16 protein-coding genes are annotated in these 17,382 nt (G+C 72.3%); 5 read left to right on the forward strand and 11 right to left on the reverse strand.

The features are described 5' to 3' along the window. Positions 1-24 precede the first annotated feature (24 nt). On the reverse strand, positions 25-426 hold the full coding sequence (locus N7925_RS14415; protein ID WP_274344053.1) for a RidA family protein: 402 nt from the start codon (positions 424-426) through the stop codon (positions 25-27). A 101-nt stretch (positions 427-527) separates the two neighbouring features. Here N7925_RS14415 and N7925_RS14420 point away from each other — a divergent pair, with 101 nt between their 5' ends. Further along, the gene (locus N7925_RS14420; protein ID WP_265600020.1) at positions 528-911 is read left to right on the forward strand and encodes a winged helix-turn-helix transcriptional regulator; all 384 of its coding nucleotides are present in this window, start codon (positions 528-530) and stop codon (positions 909-911) included. Between the two features lie 265 nt (positions 912-1,176). Continuing rightward, positions 1,177-3,066 carry an ATP-binding cassette domain-containing protein gene (locus N7925_RS14425; RefSeq protein WP_443032151.1) on the forward strand — a complete coding sequence of 630 codons (1,890 nt, stop codon included), beginning with the start codon at positions 1,177-1,179 and terminating at the stop codon, positions 3,064-3,066. 153 nt (positions 3,067-3,219) lie between these two features. Here the strand turns inward: N7925_RS14425 and N7925_RS14430 are convergent, their stop codons facing one another. Both N7925_RS14430 and N7925_RS14435 read right to left on the reverse strand, forming a co-directional pair. Then, positions 3,220-3,675 carry a ribosomal maturation YjgA family protein gene (locus N7925_RS14430; protein ID WP_274344054.1) on the reverse strand — a complete coding sequence of 152 codons (456 nt, stop codon included), beginning with the start codon at positions 3,673-3,675 and terminating at the stop codon, positions 3,220-3,222. Then, a complete protein-coding gene (locus N7925_RS14435) occupies positions 3,672-5,081 on the reverse strand; it encodes an MFS transporter (RefSeq protein WP_274344055.1) in 1,410 nt (469 codons plus the stop codon). Before N7925_RS14435 ends, N7925_RS14430 begins: the two co-directional genes overlap by 4 nt. Before the next feature lie 73 nt (positions 5,082-5,154). On the opposite strand from N7925_RS14435, the gene N7925_RS14440 reads away from it, so the two are divergent. Then, positions 5,155-6,180, forward strand: coding sequence for a GlxA family transcriptional regulator (locus tag N7925_RS14440; protein ID WP_274346468.1), 1,026 nt, complete (start codon positions 5,155-5,157; stop codon positions 6,178-6,180). A 10-nt stretch (positions 6,181-6,190) separates the two neighbouring features. Here N7925_RS14440 and N7925_RS14445 read toward each other — a convergent pair whose 3' ends face one another. The 3 genes from N7925_RS14445 to N7925_RS14455 form a co-directional block, all read right to left on the reverse strand. Then, entirely contained in the window at positions 6,191-7,240 is a 1,050-nt protein-coding gene (locus N7925_RS14445; RefSeq protein WP_265600023.1) for a Zn-dependent alcohol dehydrogenase, read from the reverse strand. Then, entirely contained in the window at positions 7,237-8,361 is a 1,125-nt protein-coding gene (locus N7925_RS14450; protein WP_274344056.1) for an acyl-CoA dehydrogenase family protein, read from the reverse strand. The genes N7925_RS14445 and N7925_RS14450 overlap by 4 nt, the downstream gene beginning before the upstream one ends. Before the next feature lie 271 nt (positions 8,362-8,632). Then, complete coding sequence (locus N7925_RS14455) at positions 8,633-9,604, reverse strand: SDR family oxidoreductase (RefSeq protein ID WP_265600024.1); 972 nt, start codon at positions 9,602-9,604, stop codon at positions 8,633-8,635. 84 nt (positions 9,605-9,688) lie between these two features. Between N7925_RS14455 and N7925_RS14460 the strand changes: the two genes are divergently transcribed. Continuing rightward, the gene (locus N7925_RS14460; RefSeq protein WP_274344057.1) at positions 9,689-10,615 is read left to right on the forward strand and encodes a cyclase family protein; all 927 of its coding nucleotides are present in this window, start codon (positions 9,689-9,691) and stop codon (positions 10,613-10,615) included. An 85-nt stretch (positions 10,616-10,700) separates the two neighbouring features. On the opposite strand, the gene N7925_RS14465 is transcribed toward N7925_RS14460, so the two are convergent. The 4 genes from N7925_RS14465 to N7925_RS14480 all read right to left on the reverse strand — a co-directional run bounded on the left by N7925_RS14465 (position 10,701) and on the right by N7925_RS14480 (position 14,979). Further along, entirely contained in the window at positions 10,701-11,198 is a 498-nt protein-coding gene (locus N7925_RS14465) for an ATP-binding protein (protein WP_265600026.1), read from the reverse strand. A gap of 407 nt (positions 11,199-11,605) precedes the next feature. After that, positions 11,606-12,601, reverse strand: coding sequence for an acyl-CoA dehydrogenase family protein (locus N7925_RS14470; RefSeq protein WP_274344058.1), 996 nt, complete (start codon positions 12,599-12,601; stop codon positions 11,606-11,608). A 7-nt stretch (positions 12,602-12,608) separates the two neighbouring features. Further along, positions 12,609-13,766, reverse strand: coding sequence for an acyl-CoA dehydrogenase family protein (locus N7925_RS14475; protein ID WP_274344059.1), 1,158 nt, complete (start codon positions 13,764-13,766; stop codon positions 12,609-12,611). Positions 13,767-13,779: 13 nt separating this feature from the next. After that, positions 13,780-14,979 (reverse strand): amidohydrolase family protein, encoded by a 1,200-nt coding sequence (locus N7925_RS14480; protein ID WP_265600029.1) that lies wholly within the window; start codon positions 14,977-14,979, stop codon positions 13,780-13,782. Positions 14,980-15,177: 198 nt separating this feature from the next. On the opposite strand from N7925_RS14480, the gene N7925_RS14485 reads away from it, so the two are divergent. Beyond that, positions 15,178-16,749 carry a class I adenylate-forming enzyme family protein gene (locus N7925_RS14485; RefSeq protein ID WP_274344060.1) on the forward strand — a complete coding sequence of 524 codons (1,572 nt, stop codon included), beginning with the start codon at positions 15,178-15,180 and terminating at the stop codon, positions 16,747-16,749. Positions 16,750-16,852: 103 nt separating this feature from the next. Here the strand turns inward: N7925_RS14485 and N7925_RS14490 are convergent, their stop codons facing one another. After that, positions 16,853-17,374, reverse strand: coding sequence for an EF-hand domain-containing protein (locus N7925_RS14490; protein WP_265600031.1), 522 nt, complete (start codon positions 17,372-17,374; stop codon positions 16,853-16,855). Positions 17,375-17,382: the final 8 nt, after the last annotated feature.

The following is a 17,382-nucleotide window of genomic DNA, read 5'->3' on the forward strand; positions in this document are numbered from 1 at the left end:
CAGGGATCGGGCCATGGCCCGCCCTCAAGCAGGCAGTCTCGTGTCGATGACGCAGCTGATCTCGACGACCTGGCCGGGCAGGGTCAGTTCAGTAACACCCAGGACCGTGCTGGCCGGACGGTGGTCGCCGAAGTACCCCAGGTTGCCCTCCGCCGTCGCCGCGGCATTCTGCCGCAGGTTCACCACGTACAGGGTCTGCGAGACGACCTGGTTCCGGGTGGCGCCGTAGTGGTCCAGGACCTTGTCCATGTTGGCGTAGGTCCGCTCGAGCTGGGCGGCGAAGTCGCCCGCGTGGAGGAACTCTCCCGCCCCATCGAAGGAGAGCTGTCCGGAGACGTGGATCAGCTCGCCGGATTTGATCGCCTGTGAGTAGCCGAAGTCTCTCTCGGCCGGTACGTCGTAGGTGAAGGCATCGATGGTGGCCACGGTGCTCGCCCTTCCGTTGCGCTCTCTTGTAGTTACTCGGAAACTGTAGGAGAGTAAAGGCTGACCTGGAAGAACGCACTTTTCGGTGACTGAGGAACCTCATGGTGACCAAGCAACTGCTCAAGGGCCTGCCCGAGGACGCTGACCTGCGGCGGGCGGACTCCCTGGCGCGGGAGATCTTCTCGGACGTCGCCAACAAGTGGGCGCTCCTGATCATCGAGGCGCTCGGCGAGCGCACCCTGCGCTTCAGCGAGCTGCGGAACGAGGTCGAGGGCGTCAGCCACAAGATGCTCACCCAGAACCTGCGCATGCTGGAGCGCAATGGCCTGGTCGACCGGAAGGTGTACCCCACCGTGCCGCCGCGCGTCGAGTACACCCTCACCGAGCCGGGCCGGGCCCTGCGCACCGCGGTCGACGCCCTATGCGGCTGGACCCACCAGCACCTCGGTCACATCGAGAGGGCACGCGGCCGTTTCGACGCCTGACGGACACGCAGCGAGACCCTCGCGCGTCGCGCGATTCCTTTGATTTCGAAACCTCATCTGCCCCAGGGGTTTCCAGCGTCGGCGATTCGGCCAACTGACGCGTCCGGAGCGCGGCTCCGTACCGGTGCGCACACGCCCACCCCGTTGCTACGTATGGGCGCCCACGCGTCCGAAATCGAGTGCGTTCGATTCCGCGGCGGCGTCGTTATGCCGTGCACTGCCCGGGCCATCCAGGCGCGGCGTCGATCCCCACGGGAGGGAACAGGTGACTGTGACCGCCGCCTCGACCGAATCCTCCGAGACACCTCCCCCGCCACCCCCGGCCACCATCACCTTCAACGGCAAGCACGGCAAGAACCCGCTGGCAGACGCCAGTTTCAGCGCCATGTGCCGCCGCCTCCCCTCCGTGCTGGGGCGCACCGCGCGCATGGCGTGGGCCGTCGACAGAGCAGCAGCTCTGCTGCTCCTCGCCTGCCAGCTCCTCACCGGCGTCTCGGCCGGCGTCGTCCTCGCGTTCACCGCACAGGCCATGACCCACATTCTGGGCAACGACGAGGTGTCCGAACGCCTGCACAACGCCTTGCCCGCTCTGATCGTCGTCACGGCCGCTGCCGGAATCGGGCGCGTCAGCAGCGCCCTGTCCTCCTATGCCAACGGCCGGATCACTCCGCGGCTGATGACCGAGGCAGACGTCGCCCTGGTAGCCGCCGTGTGCCGGGTCGAATCCTCGGCCTACGGCCAGGACGGCTTCAAGGACCGGCAGGAGGCCGCGGAGGTCGGTGTGACGCGTACCTCGATGATGGTGCAGGACGCGCAGCGGTTCATGTCCGCTCTGGTTCGCATGATCGCTGCCAGTTCCGTCATCACGGCTCTCCACCCCCTGATGCTGCCGCTGTTGCTCCTGGCCGTCGTTCCCGCCGGCGCCGGGGCGGTCCTGTCCGCGCGCGTCGACTACGAGACCCACTACCTCAACGTCGGCGACCGTAACGTCCGTGCGCTCATGCGGTCGTGGGCCACCTTCTCCCGTCACGGGGACGAGGTACGGGCCAACGGCATGACCGGCTACCTCATCTACTGGTACCGGGCCCTCTCCGACCGCATCGACCAGCGGACCCTCACCACGGCCCCCCGCCTGCTGCGCATCACGCTCGCCACCAGCGCTCTCGGCGGAGTGTTCCTCTGCGGCACCTGGGCCACCCTCGCCTGGCTCGCCGCCACCGGTCGCGTGGGACTGCCCATCGCCGCTACCGCCGTCGTCGCCGTGCAGGCCACACTCGCCGCCCTCGGCAATTTCGTGATCTACGGGGCAGCGCTGTTCCACACCTCGCTCTACCTGGCCGACATGCGCGCGTTCCTCGACATGGCCGAGGAGCTGGCACCCAAGCGCGGCGAGCTGACGATCCCGGAGGTCGTCGAAGAGATCAGGATCGACGAAGCCGTGTATCAGTACCCCGGGAAGGACGAACCCGCCGTCGCAGGGGTCTCGCTCTCCCTGCGCCGTGGGGAGATCCTGGCCATCGTGGGCGAGAACGGCTCCGGCAAGTCGACACTGACCAGGCTGATCACCGGCATCCTCCTCCCCGACAAGGGCCGCGTCCTCTGGGACGGCATCGACCTGGCCCAGGCCAGTCCCGACGCCGTGTGGAACCGGACAGCACTCGTGCCGCAGAACTTCGCCTGCTGGCCCCTGCGGGTCCGCGAGAACATCACGCTCGGCCAGCCCCGCACCTTCGACGACGACGCCGTGTGGGACGTCGTCGACGCCGTCGGTATGCGCGACGCGGTGGAGAAGCTGCCCCAGCGGCTGGACACGCTCCTCACCAGGGAGATGTTCGGTGGAGCCGAACTGTCCGGCGGCCAGTGGCAGCGCTTGGTGTGCGGACGAGCCCTGTACCGCCGGACACCCCTGCTGATCCTGGACGAGCCGACGTCCCAGATGGACGCGCGCGGGGAGCACGCCCTGTTCCTGGAGATCAAGAGGATCGCCGCCGGCCGCATGACGATCGTCGTCACCCACCAACTGGAGAACACCCGCCTTGCCGACCGGGTGCTTGTCATGGACGAGGGCCGCGTCATCGAGCACGGAACGTACGACGACCTCGTCAGGGGCGGTGGCTTGTTCGCCGAGCTCGTCGCCCTGGCCAAGGACCGGTGACAGCGAGCACTTCCCTCCGGACCACCCGGCGCCCGCGCCTCCACCCCCGACCGGACTCCGCCCGAGCCCGTGCCGGAGGCGCGGGCGGGCGAGGAGCGGGTCCGCACCAGGGGGTGGGCCGAGGGCGGGCCACAGCAGGAATGCTGCGGGCGGTCAGCGGCGCTGTCCGGCCGCCCGGAGTATCGCCCACGCGCAGGCCGCGCCCACCGCGTACCAGAGAAGGTCCGGTGCGTTGAAGGTCGAGCCGAGCACCAGCCGGGCCGCCGCGCTGTGCGCCGACAGCTCCGCCGGTACGCCGGTGAGCTGCGCGAACTCGACCGCCCAGCTCAGGCCGAGCGCCGTCGCGCCCACCACGGCCGGCCGCGCGCGGGGCGCGCAGAAGGCGACGAGGGTGCAGAGCAGCACCGTGTAGAGCGCGCTCCCCGCGTACTTGGCGAAGGCGCCGTCCGCCCCGGCGCGCACGGCCAGGCCCGCGGCGACGGTGACGACGGCCGCCCCCGCCGCGACCGCACGGACCGCGGAAGGGCGGGCCGGGGAGGAGCGGGCCGGGGGCGTGCGTCGCGTCGTGGAGTCGTCCGTGCGCTCCGGGGGCCGGGCCGCGGGCCTCATCCGAGCCCGATCCTCTTGAGCTGCCGGATCGGCCGGGCCACCAGCAGCACCGCCACCACCCCCATGTTGATCACGGCCGCCGCCACCAGCAGTTCGGGCGCTCCGACCGCCTCGGCCACCGGGCCCGCCAGGGCTCGGCCCGCCGCGACCATCAGGAGCGAGCCGGCCACATCGTAGGCGTGCAGCCGGTTCAGGGCCTCCGGCGGGACGTGCGTCTGGACCGTCGTGGACCACATCACCAGCCAGAACGCGGCCGACCCGCCCGCCAGCAACTGCCCCGCCGCCAGCACGGGCAGCGGCATCCCGAGCGCCAGCACCAGCAGGCTCACCGCCACCAGCGGCAGCGCCACCGCCCCCGCCGCCAGCGGGTGCGACGGGCGCAGCCGCAGGGCGAGGAGTCCGCCGACGACGCTGCCCGCCCCGTTGACCGCCATCAGCGTTCCGTACGCCCCCGAGCCGTGCTCCTCGGTGACCAGGACGGCGGTCAGCGGGAGCATCGGGCCGAGGACCGCGAAGCCGTACACCGTCCAGACCGCGATCACTCCCCACAGCCAGGACCTGGCCCGGAACTCCCGCCACCCGTCGACCAGTTCCGCGGCGAACGTGCCGCGCGCCGCCTCGTCGTGCGGGGCCGGGGCCAGCCGCATCAGGAAGAGGCAGGCCCCGGAGGCCGCGAAGGTCGCCGCGTTCGCCGCGTAGACGGCGCCGGCGCTGGCGAGGCCGACGAGCACTCCCGCGAAGGCGGGCCCGGCCATGGTCATCAGCGCCTCGGCGACCCGCAGGACCGCGTTGGCGCGCTGGACGTCGGTGGAGACGCGCGGCACGGTCGAGGCGACCCCGGGCTGGAAGAGCGCCGCGCCCACGCCGGCCACCGAGCTGAGGACGTACACCGACCACAGTGGCGGGTTGCCCGTCGCGAAGGTCACCGCCAGCACGGAGGCGCCGATCAGCCGCAGGGCGTCGGCGATGATCATCATGCGGCGCGGGGTGAACCGGTCGGCGAGCACCCCGCCGAACAGGACGAACACCGCCAGCGGCCCCATCCAGGCGGCGAGCGCGAAGCCGACCGAGGAGGCGGGCCGCCCCGCGCCCAGCAGGCCGGCGGTCAGGGCCACCGGGATCATGCCGTCGCCGAAGAGCGCGACCGTACGGGCCACGAAGAAGTAGCGGAAGTTGCGGTTCCAGAGCGGCGCGGGGCCGGGGGCGGAACCGAAGGAGGACCCGGCGCTCAGGCCCGTCCCGGCGGGGCCGCCCGGTCCGCCGGGAGCGAGCGGGGGCAGGGCCGGGAGCGGGCTCGAATCCGGGAGCGGGTTCGTGGTCGTGTTCGTGTTCGTGTTCGTGTTCGTGTTCGTTCGGGTGTCGCACGCGGCGTCGGGAATGGACGCGCGCTCTGTCGGCTTCTCCATCACGTCGCTAACCTGTACCAGCTCGTGGTCTATACCACTACAGCAATTTCCTGTGATCTTCGAGGAGGCCGTCGTGCAGCACCGCGTCGTCGTTCTGGCCCTCGACGGACTGCTCCCCTTCGAACTGGGCATCCCCCAGCGGATCTTCGGCCGCAGTCTCGGCACGGAGTCCGGCGGGAAGGGCGGGAGGCTGTACGACGTGGTGACCTGCTCCATCCGCCCGCCGGGCCCGGTCCGGACCGACGCGGACTTCTCCATCCTCGTGGAGCACGGCCCGGAGGCGCTCGCCACCGCCGACACGGTGGTCATCCCCGCCTCCTACGAGCTGGGCCCGGTCTTCGAGGAGGGCCGCCTCACCGAGGAGCTGGCCGCCGCGCTCGCCCTGGTCAGGCCCGGCACCCGGATGGTCTCCATCTGCACCGGCAGTTACGTCCTGGCGGCGGCCGGCTATCTCGACGGCCGACCCGCCACCACGCACTGGTCGTCGGCCGACCACTTCCAGCGGACCTTCCCGCAGGTCCGCGTCGACCCGGACGTCCTGTTCATCGACGACGGCGAGGTCCTCACCTCCGCCGGGGTCGCCGCCGGGATCGACCTCTGCCTCCACCTGGTGCGGCGCGACCACGGGACGGCCGTCGCGAACGAGATCGCGCGCCGCACGGTCGTGCCCCCGCACCGGGACGGCGGGCAGGCCCAGTACATTCACCGCCCCGTCCCCGAGCCGCAGTTCGCGACCACCACCGGCGCCCGGGCCTGGGCGCTGGCCCGTCTCGACCGGCCGATCCTGCTGCGGGACATGGCGGAGCAGGAGGCGATGAGCGTACGGACGTTCACCCGCCGCTTCCGCGAGGAGGTCGGGATCAGCCCCGGCCAGTGGCTCACCCAGCAGCGGGTGGAGCGGGCCCGGCACCTGCTGGAGTCGACGGACCTGTCCATCGACCAGGTGGCCCGCGACGCGGGCTTCGGCACGGCGACCTCGCTGCGCCAGCACCTCCAGGCGGCGCTGGGCGTGCCGCCGACGGCCTACCGGCGTACGTTCCGCTCCTCGGCAGACATCGCGCCCCGAGGTCCTCGCGCCTCGGCCCGGGAGCACCCGTAGGAGACGCGGCTCAGAAGACCAGGACCCCCCGGGCCACCCGCCCGTGGTGCGCGTCGTCGGCCGCCTTGGCGAAGTCCTCCACCGGGTACGTCTCGGTGACCAGTTCGTCCAGCAGCAGCCGGCCCTCCCGGTAGAGGTCCGCGTACAGGGCGATGTCGCGCTGCGGCCGTGCGGAGCCGTAGCGGCAGCCGAGGATCGACTTGTCCAGGTACATCGAGGAGACCAGGAACGACGCCTCGGCGCTCGCCGCCGGCACGCCCAGCAGCACGGCCTGCCCGTGCCGGTCGAGGAGGTCGATCGCCTGGCGGATCAGCTCGGTGCGGCCGACGCACTCGAAGGCGTGGTCGGCCCCCTCGGGCAGGATGTCGCGCACGCCCTCCGCGCTCGTCAGGAAGTGCGTGGCGCCGAACTGCCGGGCCACCGCCTCCTTCGCCGGGTTGCTGTCGACGGCGACGACGGTGAGCGCGCCGGCCAGCCGGGCCCCCTGGAGCACGTTGAGCCCGATGCCGCCGGTGCCGATGACCACGACGGTGTCGCCCAGGCCGACCTTGGCCCGGTTGAGGACGGCCCCGACGCCGGTCAGGACCCCGCAGCCGATCAGGGCCGCCGAGGTGAGGGGCAGGTCGTCCGGGATCTTCACGGCCTGGACGGCCCGCACCACCGTGCGTTCCGCGAACGCGGAGTTGGAGGCGAACTGGAACAGCGGCTTCCCGCCCCGCGAGAACGGCCGCCCCGGCCGCCCGATGGCCTTCCGGCACATGGTCGGCCTCCCCCGGTCGCACGGGGCGCAGGCCCCGCAGTTGGCGAGGGTGGAGAGCGCGACGTGGTCACCGGGCTCCACGTGACCGACGCCGGGCCCGACCGCTTCCACCACGCCCGCGCCCTCGTGGCCGAGGACGACGGGGACCGGGAAGGGGATCGTGCCGTCGATCACCGACAGATCGCTGTGGCAGAGTCCGGCGGCGGCGACCGCCACCAGCACCTCCCCGGGGCCCGGGTCCCGTATCTCCAGGTCGTCCACGACCTCGGTCCGTGTGCCGTCGAAGACGACGCCTCTCATCTGGGCTCCCTCGGTAGGCCGAGCACCCGCTCGGCGATGATGTTCCGCTGGATCTCGTCGGAGCCGCCGTAGATGGTGTCGGCCCGGCTGAAGAGGAACAGGTGCTGTGCGCCGTCGAGTTCGTACGGTCGCCCCTCCGACCAGGGCTCGGGCCCGACGGCCCCCGCCTCGCCCGCGACCTGCACGGCCAGTTCGCCCAGCCGCTGGTGCCAGCCGCCCCACAGCAACTTCGCCACGCTGGGCGCGCCCGGGTCGCCGGTGCGGCCGAGGGTGCGCAGGGCGTGGCGGCGCATCGTGTCCAGCTCCGCCCACTGCCGGACGAGCCGGGCCCTGATGACCGGGTCCTCGGCGGCCCCGCTCGCCACGGCGGCGGCGACCACCCGGTCCAGCTCCTCGGCGAACCCGATCTGCTGGGCGAGGGTGGAGACCCCCCGTTCCAGGGCGAGGAGGCCCATGGCGACCTGCCAGCCGTTGCCCTCGCCCCCGACGACCTCGGTGGCCCGCGCCCCGTCGAGGAACACCTCGTTGAACTCGCTGGTCCCGGTCAGCTGCCGGATCGGCCGCACCTCGATCCGGCCCGGCTGGTCCATCTCCACCAGCAGGAACGACAGCCCGTGGTGGCGGGCGGAGCCGGGGTCGGTGCGGGCGAGGACGAAGCACCAGTCGGCGGTCAGGGCGAGCGAGGTCCAGATCTTCTGCCCGGTCACGGCGTAGCCGCCGGCCCCGTCCGGCACGGCCGCGGTGCGCACCCCGGCGAGGTCGGAGCCCGCACCCGGTTCGCTGTACCCCTGGCACCACAGCGTCTCGCCCCGGGCCACGGGGGGCAGATGGCGCTGCTTCTGCTCCTCGGTGCCGTACGTGATCAGGGTCGGGGCCAGGAGGTTCTCCCCGATGTGGCCGATCCGGGCGGGGGCCGCGGAGCGGGCGTACTCCTCGGCCCAGACGACCTGCTGGGCGAGGGTGGCCCGGCGGTTGCCGTAGCTCTCCCCGTCCGCGCCGGGCCAGCCGATCCCGATCCACCCGGCGCGCCCGAGCTCGCGTTCCCAGGTGCGGGGGTCGGGGGCGGGGGTGTCGGCGAGGTGGCTGTGCAGCCAGCTGCGCGCCTCGGTACGGAAGTCCATGCGTGCCTCCTGTGTTCCTGGGGGCTCCGCCCCCAGACCCCCGCTCCTCAATCGCCGGAGGGGCTTGAATGGGCTCGGCCGAGCGTCTGAGGACCGGGGCAACAACTCCAGCCTGTCCGGCGTTTGAGGACCGGGGGTTCGGGGGCGGAGCCCCCAAATCAAGCCCGTCCGGCGTTTGAGGACCGAGGTCCGGGGCAGCGCCCCGAGGGCTCCGCCCCCGGACCTCCGCTCCTCAAACGCCGGAGGGGCTGGATTGCTCGGGCCCTCCTCCTCAAACGCCGGGGCGGCTGGATTGCTCGGGCCCCGCTCCCCAATCGCCGGAAGCGCTTGGTTTGTTCGGCCGGTCGCCCGACCTCGCCGCCGTCGCCATCTCCTCCAGCCGCGCCAGCATCGGCATCGGGTCCACCCCCACCGTCCCCGGCAGGAAGTCCGCGATCCGTTCCGGGGTCCAGGGCCCCTCCCCGTACGCCGCCCGCAACTCCCTCGGCTGGGCCCAGACCGCGATCTTCGGGCCCGCGATCGTGTACACCTGCCCGGTGATCCGCTCGGCCCGCGCCCGCTCGCTGAGCAGGTAGACCACCAGGGCCGCCACGTCCTCCGGCTCCCCGATCTCCTTCAGCTCCATCGGCACCCCGGCCGACATCCGGGTCCGGGCGACGGGTGCGACCGCGTTCGCCGTGACCCCGTACTTGTGCAGGCCCAGCGCCGCGCTGCGCACCAGCGAGATGATCCCGCCCTTCGCCGCGCTGTAGTTGGCCTGGGAGACGCTGCCCTGGTGGTTGCCGCTGGTGAAGCCGATCAGCGTGCCCCCGCCCTCCTGCTTCCGCATGACCGCCGAGGCGGCCCGGAAGACGGTGAACGTGCCCTTGAGGTGCGTGGCGAGGACCGGGTCCCACTCCTCCTCGGCCATGTTGAACAGCATGCGCTCACGGAGGATCCCGGCCACGCAGACCACCCCGTCGAGCCGGCCGTACTCCGCCAGCGCGGTGTCCACGATCCGCTGCCCGCCCGCCATGGTGGAGATGTCGTCGGCGACCGCGACCGCCTCGCCGCCCACCGCCTCGATCTCCTTGACGACGGACCGGGCGATCTCGCTGGTCGGTTCGGAGCCCTCGACGGAGACTCCGTAGTCGTTGACGACGACGCGCGCCCCCTCCCCCGCCGCGGCGAGCGCGACCGCCCGCCCGATGCCCCGGCCGGCCCCTGTCACGGCGACCACCCTGCCTGCCAAGAAGTTCCCCATGCCCGGCCCCTTCCCGCGGTTTCTGACGGTCCGTTAGATTTTACGGGCAGTCAGACGCTCCGGCACAAGACCCAGGAGGTCCCCATGTCCCTGCCGGCCGAGTTCCACGAGATCGCGAAGCGCGTGAACAACTGGGGCCGCTGGGGCGGGGCCGACGAGATCGGGACGCTCAACCTGATCACCGACGCCGTCGTGCGCGAGGCCGTCGCCACCGCCCGCACCGGCCGCCGGATACCGCTCGCGCTGCCGCTCCGGCAGGACGGGGTGCAGAGCGGACTCATTCCGGGCCGGATCAATCCACTGCACACGATGGTCCAGATCAACCAGGAGATCTTCGGCCCCGGCACGGTCGCCACCAGCGACGACGCCGTCACGATGGGGCTCCAGGCCGCGACCCACTGGGACGCCCTGACCCATGTCTCGCACAGCGGGAAGATCTACAACGGCCGCCCGGCGGACACGATCACCGCCCACGGCGGGGCCCGGTTCTCCTCGATCGCCACCGTGGAGCACCTCGTCTCGCGCGGGGTGCTGCTGGACGTGGCCCGGGCCCGGGGGGTGGACCGGCTGCCCGGCGATCACGCCGTGACGCCGGACGACCTGGCCGCGGCGGAGGACTTCGGGGGCGTACGCGTACGGGCCGGGGACATCGTGCTCGTACGGACCGGGCAGGTGCGCCTCGCGCTGGCCGGGGACCGGCAGGCGTACGGCTATCCGTCGCCGGGGCTCTCGGTGCGCACGCCCGAGTGGTTCCGCGCCCGGGATGCCGCGGCCGTCGCCAACGACACCCTGACCTTCGAGATCTTCCCGCCGGAGATCGAGGACCTGTGGATGCCGGTGCACGCGCTGCATCTGGTCGAGATGGGCATGCCGCAGGGCCAGAACTGGAACCTGGAGGCGCTGTCCGAGGCCTGCGCCGAGGAGGGCCGGCACGCCTTCCTGCTCACCGCGTCCCCGGAGCCGTTCGCCGGGGCGACCGGCTCGCCGGTCGCCCCGGTCGCGATCCTGTGAAGGCCGCCCCGAGGAGGGAACGGGCCCGGCTCAGGACAGGACAGGACGGCTCAGATCAGGTCAGGTCAGGTCAGGTCACGTCACTTCAGGTTGGCGAGGTGAAGAGACAGGAGGGTGATGCGCACGGCTCGCCGCCCTGGCCGACGCCCGAGGGCGCCTCCGGAAGCCGCACCGGGCCGCTCCGGTCGACCTCGCACCAGATCTGCTTCCCCGCGCCCTCCGGCAGCCAGCCCCAGCGGTCCGCGAGGCCGTCCACCAGCTCCAGGCCCCGGCCGCCCGTCTCGTCGCCCTCCGCGTGCCGCTGGAGCGGCGGGCGGTCGCTGGCGTCCGCGACCTCGACCCGGACGGTCCCGGCCGCGCCGGACGCCCCGGTCCCGCCGAAGAGCATCCGCAGCACCGCGGGGCAGCCCGTGTGGACGACGGCGTTGGTGACCAGCTCCGAGATCAGCAGGATGAGCGTCTCGGCGAGAGGCTCGTCATCCCCTATCCCGGAACCGACCAGGCGCGACCGCGCCCACCTACGGGCCCGCCCCACTTCCGCGGGATCCGGACCGACCTCCAGCTGAACCTGAAGCACCTGCACCGCTCACACCATCCGAACCGGCGGACACATCGCCTCGCGCCTCCTCAGGGTCACGGAACGTGATTCCCTTACGCGACAGCATGGTTGACGTACAGTCACCGCAACAAGCGCTTCGGGCATATTCCAGCGCGAAGGAGTACGCGTGGTGCATACTGTGCGACGCACGCTGCGGGGAGTCGAACAGGAGCGCGCAGAGACCGCGAGAAACGCTCTTCGGGCAGGCCCGGCACATCTCCGACGAGAGCCCTCGCCCCGGACCGGGGCCGCCGCACAGGCCGCCCCCGGATCGCCCGGTTCCAGAACCACTCGCATTCCACGGAGCGTACCCGAGCCGGACACCGACTCCACCCGGTGACGAATCGCGCAAAGGACACAAGCCGGTACCGACGCCGCACGGCTGCGCTGCGTCACCCTCCACCCCCTGCTTCCGGGGTCCCTCCGCCGGACGCCGCCGAGCTGCCGGAACGCGGCCGCGCGGTCCCCAGGCCGGCGGCCAGGAGCTCCTCCGCGGCGGCCCCGCCGAGCCGGGCCGCGGCCCGGAGCCAGGCCCGTTTCAGGTGGAGGTGAACATCTGCCTCCCAGGTGAAGCCCATGCCGCCGTGGATCTGGAGGCAGTCGCGCGCGTTGCGTACGGCCGCCTCGTCGGCGAGCAGTTTGGCCGCCGCGATCTCCACCGGGTCGCCGGTCACCGCGGCCGCGTACACGGCGGCGCGGGCCGGTTCGGTGCGGGCGAGCATGTCGGCGCAGAGGTGTTTGACCGCTTGGAACGATCCGATGGGCGATCCGAACTGCTGCCGGTCCCCGGCGTGTTGAACGGCCATGTCGGTGGTCCGGGTGGCGCTCCCGAGTTGTTCGGCAGCAGTGAGAAGCGCCCCCTCGTACGGGACTGCGCCGGGGTACGCCTCTATCTCCGCCGTGCGCCCCGCCACCCGGTGCAGCGGTGTGAGCGGGTCCATCGACCGTACGGGCCGGGCGGCGGCGACGAAGGCGCGCAGCGGCTCCCCGACCAGGACATCGGCGCCCACCAGCACCGCGTCCGCCTCCGCCAGGTGGGCCACCGGGAGGTCCCCGTCCACGGCCGTCACCACCGCCTCGCCCTCGGCGGCGCCCTTCACCAGGCCCGCCGCGAGGTGGGTGGCGACCAGGGGCCCTGGGAGCAGCGCCCGGCCCGCCTCCTCGAAGAGCAGGACCGCCTCGGGCAGCCCGAGGCCCACCCCGCCCGCCTCCTCCGGCACCCGGAGCGCGAAGAAGCCGGCCGCGCCCAGCCCCCGCCAGAGCGCACGGTCCAGGGTCCCGCCCCGCTCCACCGCCGCCCGCAGCCGGTCCCGGTCGAACACCGCGTCGAGCAGGTCGCGCATACCGGACCGCAGGGCCCGCTGGTCGTCCGAGAGCTGGAAGTCCACGGTGGCCTCAGCGCCCCTTCGGCAGGCCGAGGATGCGCTCGGCGACGATGTTCCGCTGGATCTGGGAGGTGCCAGCGGCGATCGTGTAGGAGAGGGAGGAGAGCCGGTCCAGCACCCATTCCCGGTCCAGGTCGAACGCGTCGCCGCCGCCCAGCACCTCCGCCGCCGCCCCGTACAGCTCCTGGCGGGCCCCGGAGTAGCGCAGTTTGAAGACGGAGCCGCCGGTGCCGGGGACTCCCCCCGTGCGCTCCGACTCCGCCACGTTCCACTGGGTGAGCCGCCACAGGGCCCGGAACTCGGCGTTGAGCCTGCCGAGGCGCCGGCGCAGGACCACGTCGTCCCACCGCCCGTTGCGCCGGGCCTCGTCGGCGAGGGCGTCCAGGGTGCGGCGGCAGGCGACGACCTCGCCGACGAAGGCCGTGCCGCGTTCGAAGGAGAGGGTGACCATGGTGACCCGCCAGCCGTCGTTCTCGGCCCCGACCCGGTTGCGCACCGGCACCCGGACCTCGTCGAGGAACATCTCCGCGAACTCCCTGGACCCGGCCAGGGTCCGCAGCGGCCGGACCGTGATGCCGGGGGCGTCCATCGGCATCGCGAGCCAGCTGATCCCCCGGTGCTTCGGCGCGTCCGGATCGGTGCGCACCAGCAGCTCGCACCAGTCGGCGACCTCGGCGTGCGAGGTCCAGGTCTTGGCTCCGCTGATCACGTAGGAGTCGCCGTCGCGCACGGCCCGGGTGCGCAGGGCGGCCAGGTCGGAGCCCGCGTCCGGCTCGCTGAACCCCTGGCACCAGACCGCCTCGCCGCGCAGCACCGGGGGCAGCCAGCGGGCCCGCTGCTCGGCCGTGCCCTCGGCGGCGATCGTCGGCCCGGCGTGCAGCAGCCCGACGAAGTTCGCCCCGACGTAGGGGGCCCCGGCCTTCTCCGTCTCCTCCAGGTAGATCAGGTGCTGGGTCGGGGTGGCGCCCCGCCCGCCCGCGTCCGCCGGCCAGTGCAGGCCCGCGTACCCGGCGTCGTACAGCATCCGCTGCCAGGTGGTGTCGTACGCCCGGCGCGCGGGCCAGTCGTCGGGCGAGGGCTTCGGGGGCAGGCCGGGGAGGGCGCCGGCCAGCCACTCCCGCAGCCGTCGCCGGAACTCCTCCTCGGCCTCCGTGTACGCGAGATCCACCGCCGCGCCCGCCCTACTTGTCCAGGTCCAGGCCGAGCATCCGGATCGCGTTTCCGCGCATCAGTTTGTGGACGGTCTCCTCGTCGAGTCCCTTGACGTGGTCGAGGGCGACCTCCTTGGTGTGCGGGAAGGTCGAGTCCACGTGCGGGTAGTCGGTCTCGAAGGTGGCGTTGTCGCGGCCGACGACGTCCAGCGACGCGATGCCGTGCTTGTCGCGGAAGAAGCAGCAGAACATCTGCCGGTAGTAGTACGTGGACGGCGGCTCGGGGATCAGATCGCGCACCCCGCCCCAGGCCCGGTGCTCCTCCCAGACGTCGTCGGCGCGCTCCAGGGCGTACGGGATCCACCCCATCTGGCCCTCGCTGTACGCCAGTTTCAGCGTCGGGAACTTCACCAGGACCCCGCTGAAGAGGAAGTCCATCATCGAGGCCATCGCGTTGTTGAAGGAGAGCGAGGCCTGTACGGCGGGCGGTGCGTCCGGGGAGGCGGCGGGCATCTGGGAGCTGGAGCCGATGTGCATGTTGACGACCGTGCCGGTCTCCTGGCAGACGGCGAAGAACGGGTCCCAGTAGCCGGTGTGGATGGACGGCAGCCCGAGGTGGGTGGGAATCTCGGAGAAGGTGACCGCGCGGACGCCCCGGGCCGCGTTCCGCCGGATCTCCGCGACGGCGAGGCCGATGTCCCAGAGCGGGATGATGCAGAGCGGGATCAGCCGGCCGCCGCTGTCGCCGCACCACTCCTCGACCATCCAGTCGTTGTAGGCGCGCACGCAGGCGAGGGCGACCTCCTTGTCGTGCGCCTCGGCGAAGGTCTGCCCGCAGAAGCGCGGGAAGGTCGGGAAGCAGAGCGAGGCCTCGACGTGGTTGAGGTCCATGTCCTTGAGGCGTTCGGCCGGGTCCCAGCAGCCGGGCCGCATCTCGGCGCGGGTGATGCCCTCCAGGGTCATGTCGTCACGGTCGAAGCCGACGGCGGCGATGTTCCGCTTGTACGGGAACTTCAGGTCCTCGTAGATCCACCAGTCGGTGGGCGGCCCGTCCGGGTCCATGGTGATGACGTACTTCCCGCCCGTGTACGCCAGCTCCCCGATGCCCGCGGTGAGCGGCTGCGGCCCGCGCTCGCGGTACTTCGCGGGCAGCCAGGCGGAGAAGAGGTGCGCGGGCTCGATCACATGGTCGTCGACGCTGACGATCCGAGGCAGTTCCGTATCCGTCATGGTGTCGTCCCTCCGGCGCGCCCGGCGTGCCCGGCGCGGTCCCGGGTGCGGGCGGTCTCCGATAGTTTTCCGGGTTTTCTGATGGCCCGTCAGATGGGGTCGCAGCACTCAGGCTAGCTCCGCACCCCTGGACCGACAAGGCGCGGAGCCCTACGCTCTCCGCATTATCTGACTGGCCGTCAGTTCGGAGGAGGCGCTGTGACCGCCGTGAACGACGTGACCGCATCCGCCCACGCCCTGGGCGCCTCCCGCACCTTCTGGGAGCTGATCGAACGCCGCGCCGCCCTCACCCCCGACCGCCCGGTCCTGCTCCAGGAGGACCGTCGCCTGACCTTCGGCGAGCTGAGGGACCGCGCCGAGCGGGTCGCCGCCGGGCTGTACGGGATGGGCGTGCGGGCGGGCAGCGTGGTGGCCTGGCAGTTGCCGACCCGGCTGGAGACGGCGCTGCTCTCCTTCGCCCTGACCCGGCTCGGGGCCGTACAGACGCCGGTCATCCCGTTCTACCGGGACCGCGAGGTGCGGTTCGCGCTGCGCGGGTCGGAAGCCGCGTTCTTCGCCGTGCCCGGCGTGTGGCGCGGCTTCGACCACACGGCGATGGCCGAGCGGATCGCCGGGGAACTCGACCGCCCGCCGCGGGTCTTCGAGGCGTACGACACCCTCCCCGACGGCGACCCGGCGGTCCTGCCGCCCCCGCCCGCCCCCTCCTCGGGCGAGGAGGTCCGCTGGATCTACTGGACCTCCGGCACCACCTCCGACCCCAAGGGCGTCCTGCACACCGACCGTTCCCTGATCGCGGGCGGCTCCTGTCTCGCCCACGCCCTGAAGCTCTCCGCCGACGACGTGGGCTCGATGGCGTTCCCGTACGCCCATGTCGCCGGGCCCGACTACACGGTGATGCTGCTGCTGTACGGCTTCCCCGCGGTGATGTTCGAGCAGTTCGCGCTGCCGGACGCGCTGGCGGAGTACCGGCGGCACGGGGTGACGGTGGCGGGCGGCTCGACCGCCTTCTACGCGATGTTCCTGGCCGAACAGCGCAAGGCCCCCGGCCGGCCGCTCATCCCGACCCTCCGTCTGCTGGCGGGCGGCGGAGCGCCGAAACCGCCGGAGGTGTACCACGCGGTGGTGCGGGAGATGGGGGTCCAGCTCACCCACGGCTACGGCATGACCGAGGTCCCGATGATCACCATGGGCGCCCCGGACGACACGGCGGAGAACCTGGCCCTGACCGAGGGGCGGCCCCCGGAGGGTATGGAGATCCGGATCGCCGACGAACACGGCAAGCCGCTCCCGTACGGTGCCGAGGGCGAGGTTCGGCTGCGCGGGGAGGCGGTCTGCCGGGGCTATCTGGACGCCGGGGCCCGTGCCGCGGCCTTCGACGCCGAGGGGTTCCTGATCACCGGGGACCTGGGGCGGCTCCGGGAGAGCGGTCACCTCACGCTCACCGGGCGGCTGAAGGACATCATCATCCGCAAGGGCGAGAACATCTCCGCCAAGGAGATCGAGGACCTGCTCCACACGCACCCCGCCGTCGCCGACGCGGCGGTCATCGGGCTGCCCGACCCGGAGCGCGGCGAACGCGTCTGCGCGGTGGTCGAACAGCCGCCGGGCGCCCCGCCCCTGACCTTGACCGCGCTCTCCGCCCATCTGCGGGAAGCGGGCCTGTCCGTCCACAAGGTGCCCGAGCAATTGGAGGTCCTCGACGCGCTGCCGCGCAACGAGACGCTGCGCAAGGTGCTCAAGTACCGGCTGCGGGAACGGTTCGGCGGGTGAGGCGAGCGGGGCCGAGGGCCACAGGCGCCGCGGGAGCGGGAGGCGTTACGGGAGCGGCAGGCGTTACGGGAGCGACGCGCCGTCCCCGTAACGCCCCGGATCGCTACGCGTCCGGCTCGATCACCGTGAAGTACACGGCGAACGCCGCGACCACATCGCTCTCCGCGATCAACCCGTCCCGGTCCGTGTCCAGGCTCTGGGCGGCGATGCCCGCGATCTCGGCGCTGGCTCCGAGGACCCGGAGCGCCCGCTCCACGTCCGCAACCGAAGCCCTGCCGTCGTTCCCGCCGTCCGCGACCGCGATGGTCGCCCGCAGGAACGGCCGGGCGATCTCGGCGAACCGCCCGGGATTGTCCCGGAGCCGCTTCACCGCCCCGCCCACGAACTCCTCACGGGTGACCCGCTGGTCCCCGTCCACATCGGCGATGCCCGCCATGCCCTGCCAGAAGGCCTCGGCACCGGTGTAGAGCGCCTGCCCCTTGTCGCAGCGGGCCGTCGTACCGAACTCGGTGAGCAGACGGGCCGCCGCGGCGTTGAAATCGGCACGATCGATATAGCCGTTACCGTCCTGGTCGAAGGCTGCGAAGCGGTGCGCGATCTTTCGCTCGTACTCTGCGCTGTCCATGCGGGGAG

Origin of the sequence: Streptomyces sp. CA-278952, from assembly GCF_028747205.1 — a bacterium.
Classification (GTDB): domain Bacteria; phylum Actinomycetota; class Actinomycetes; order Streptomycetales; family Streptomycetaceae; genus Streptomyces.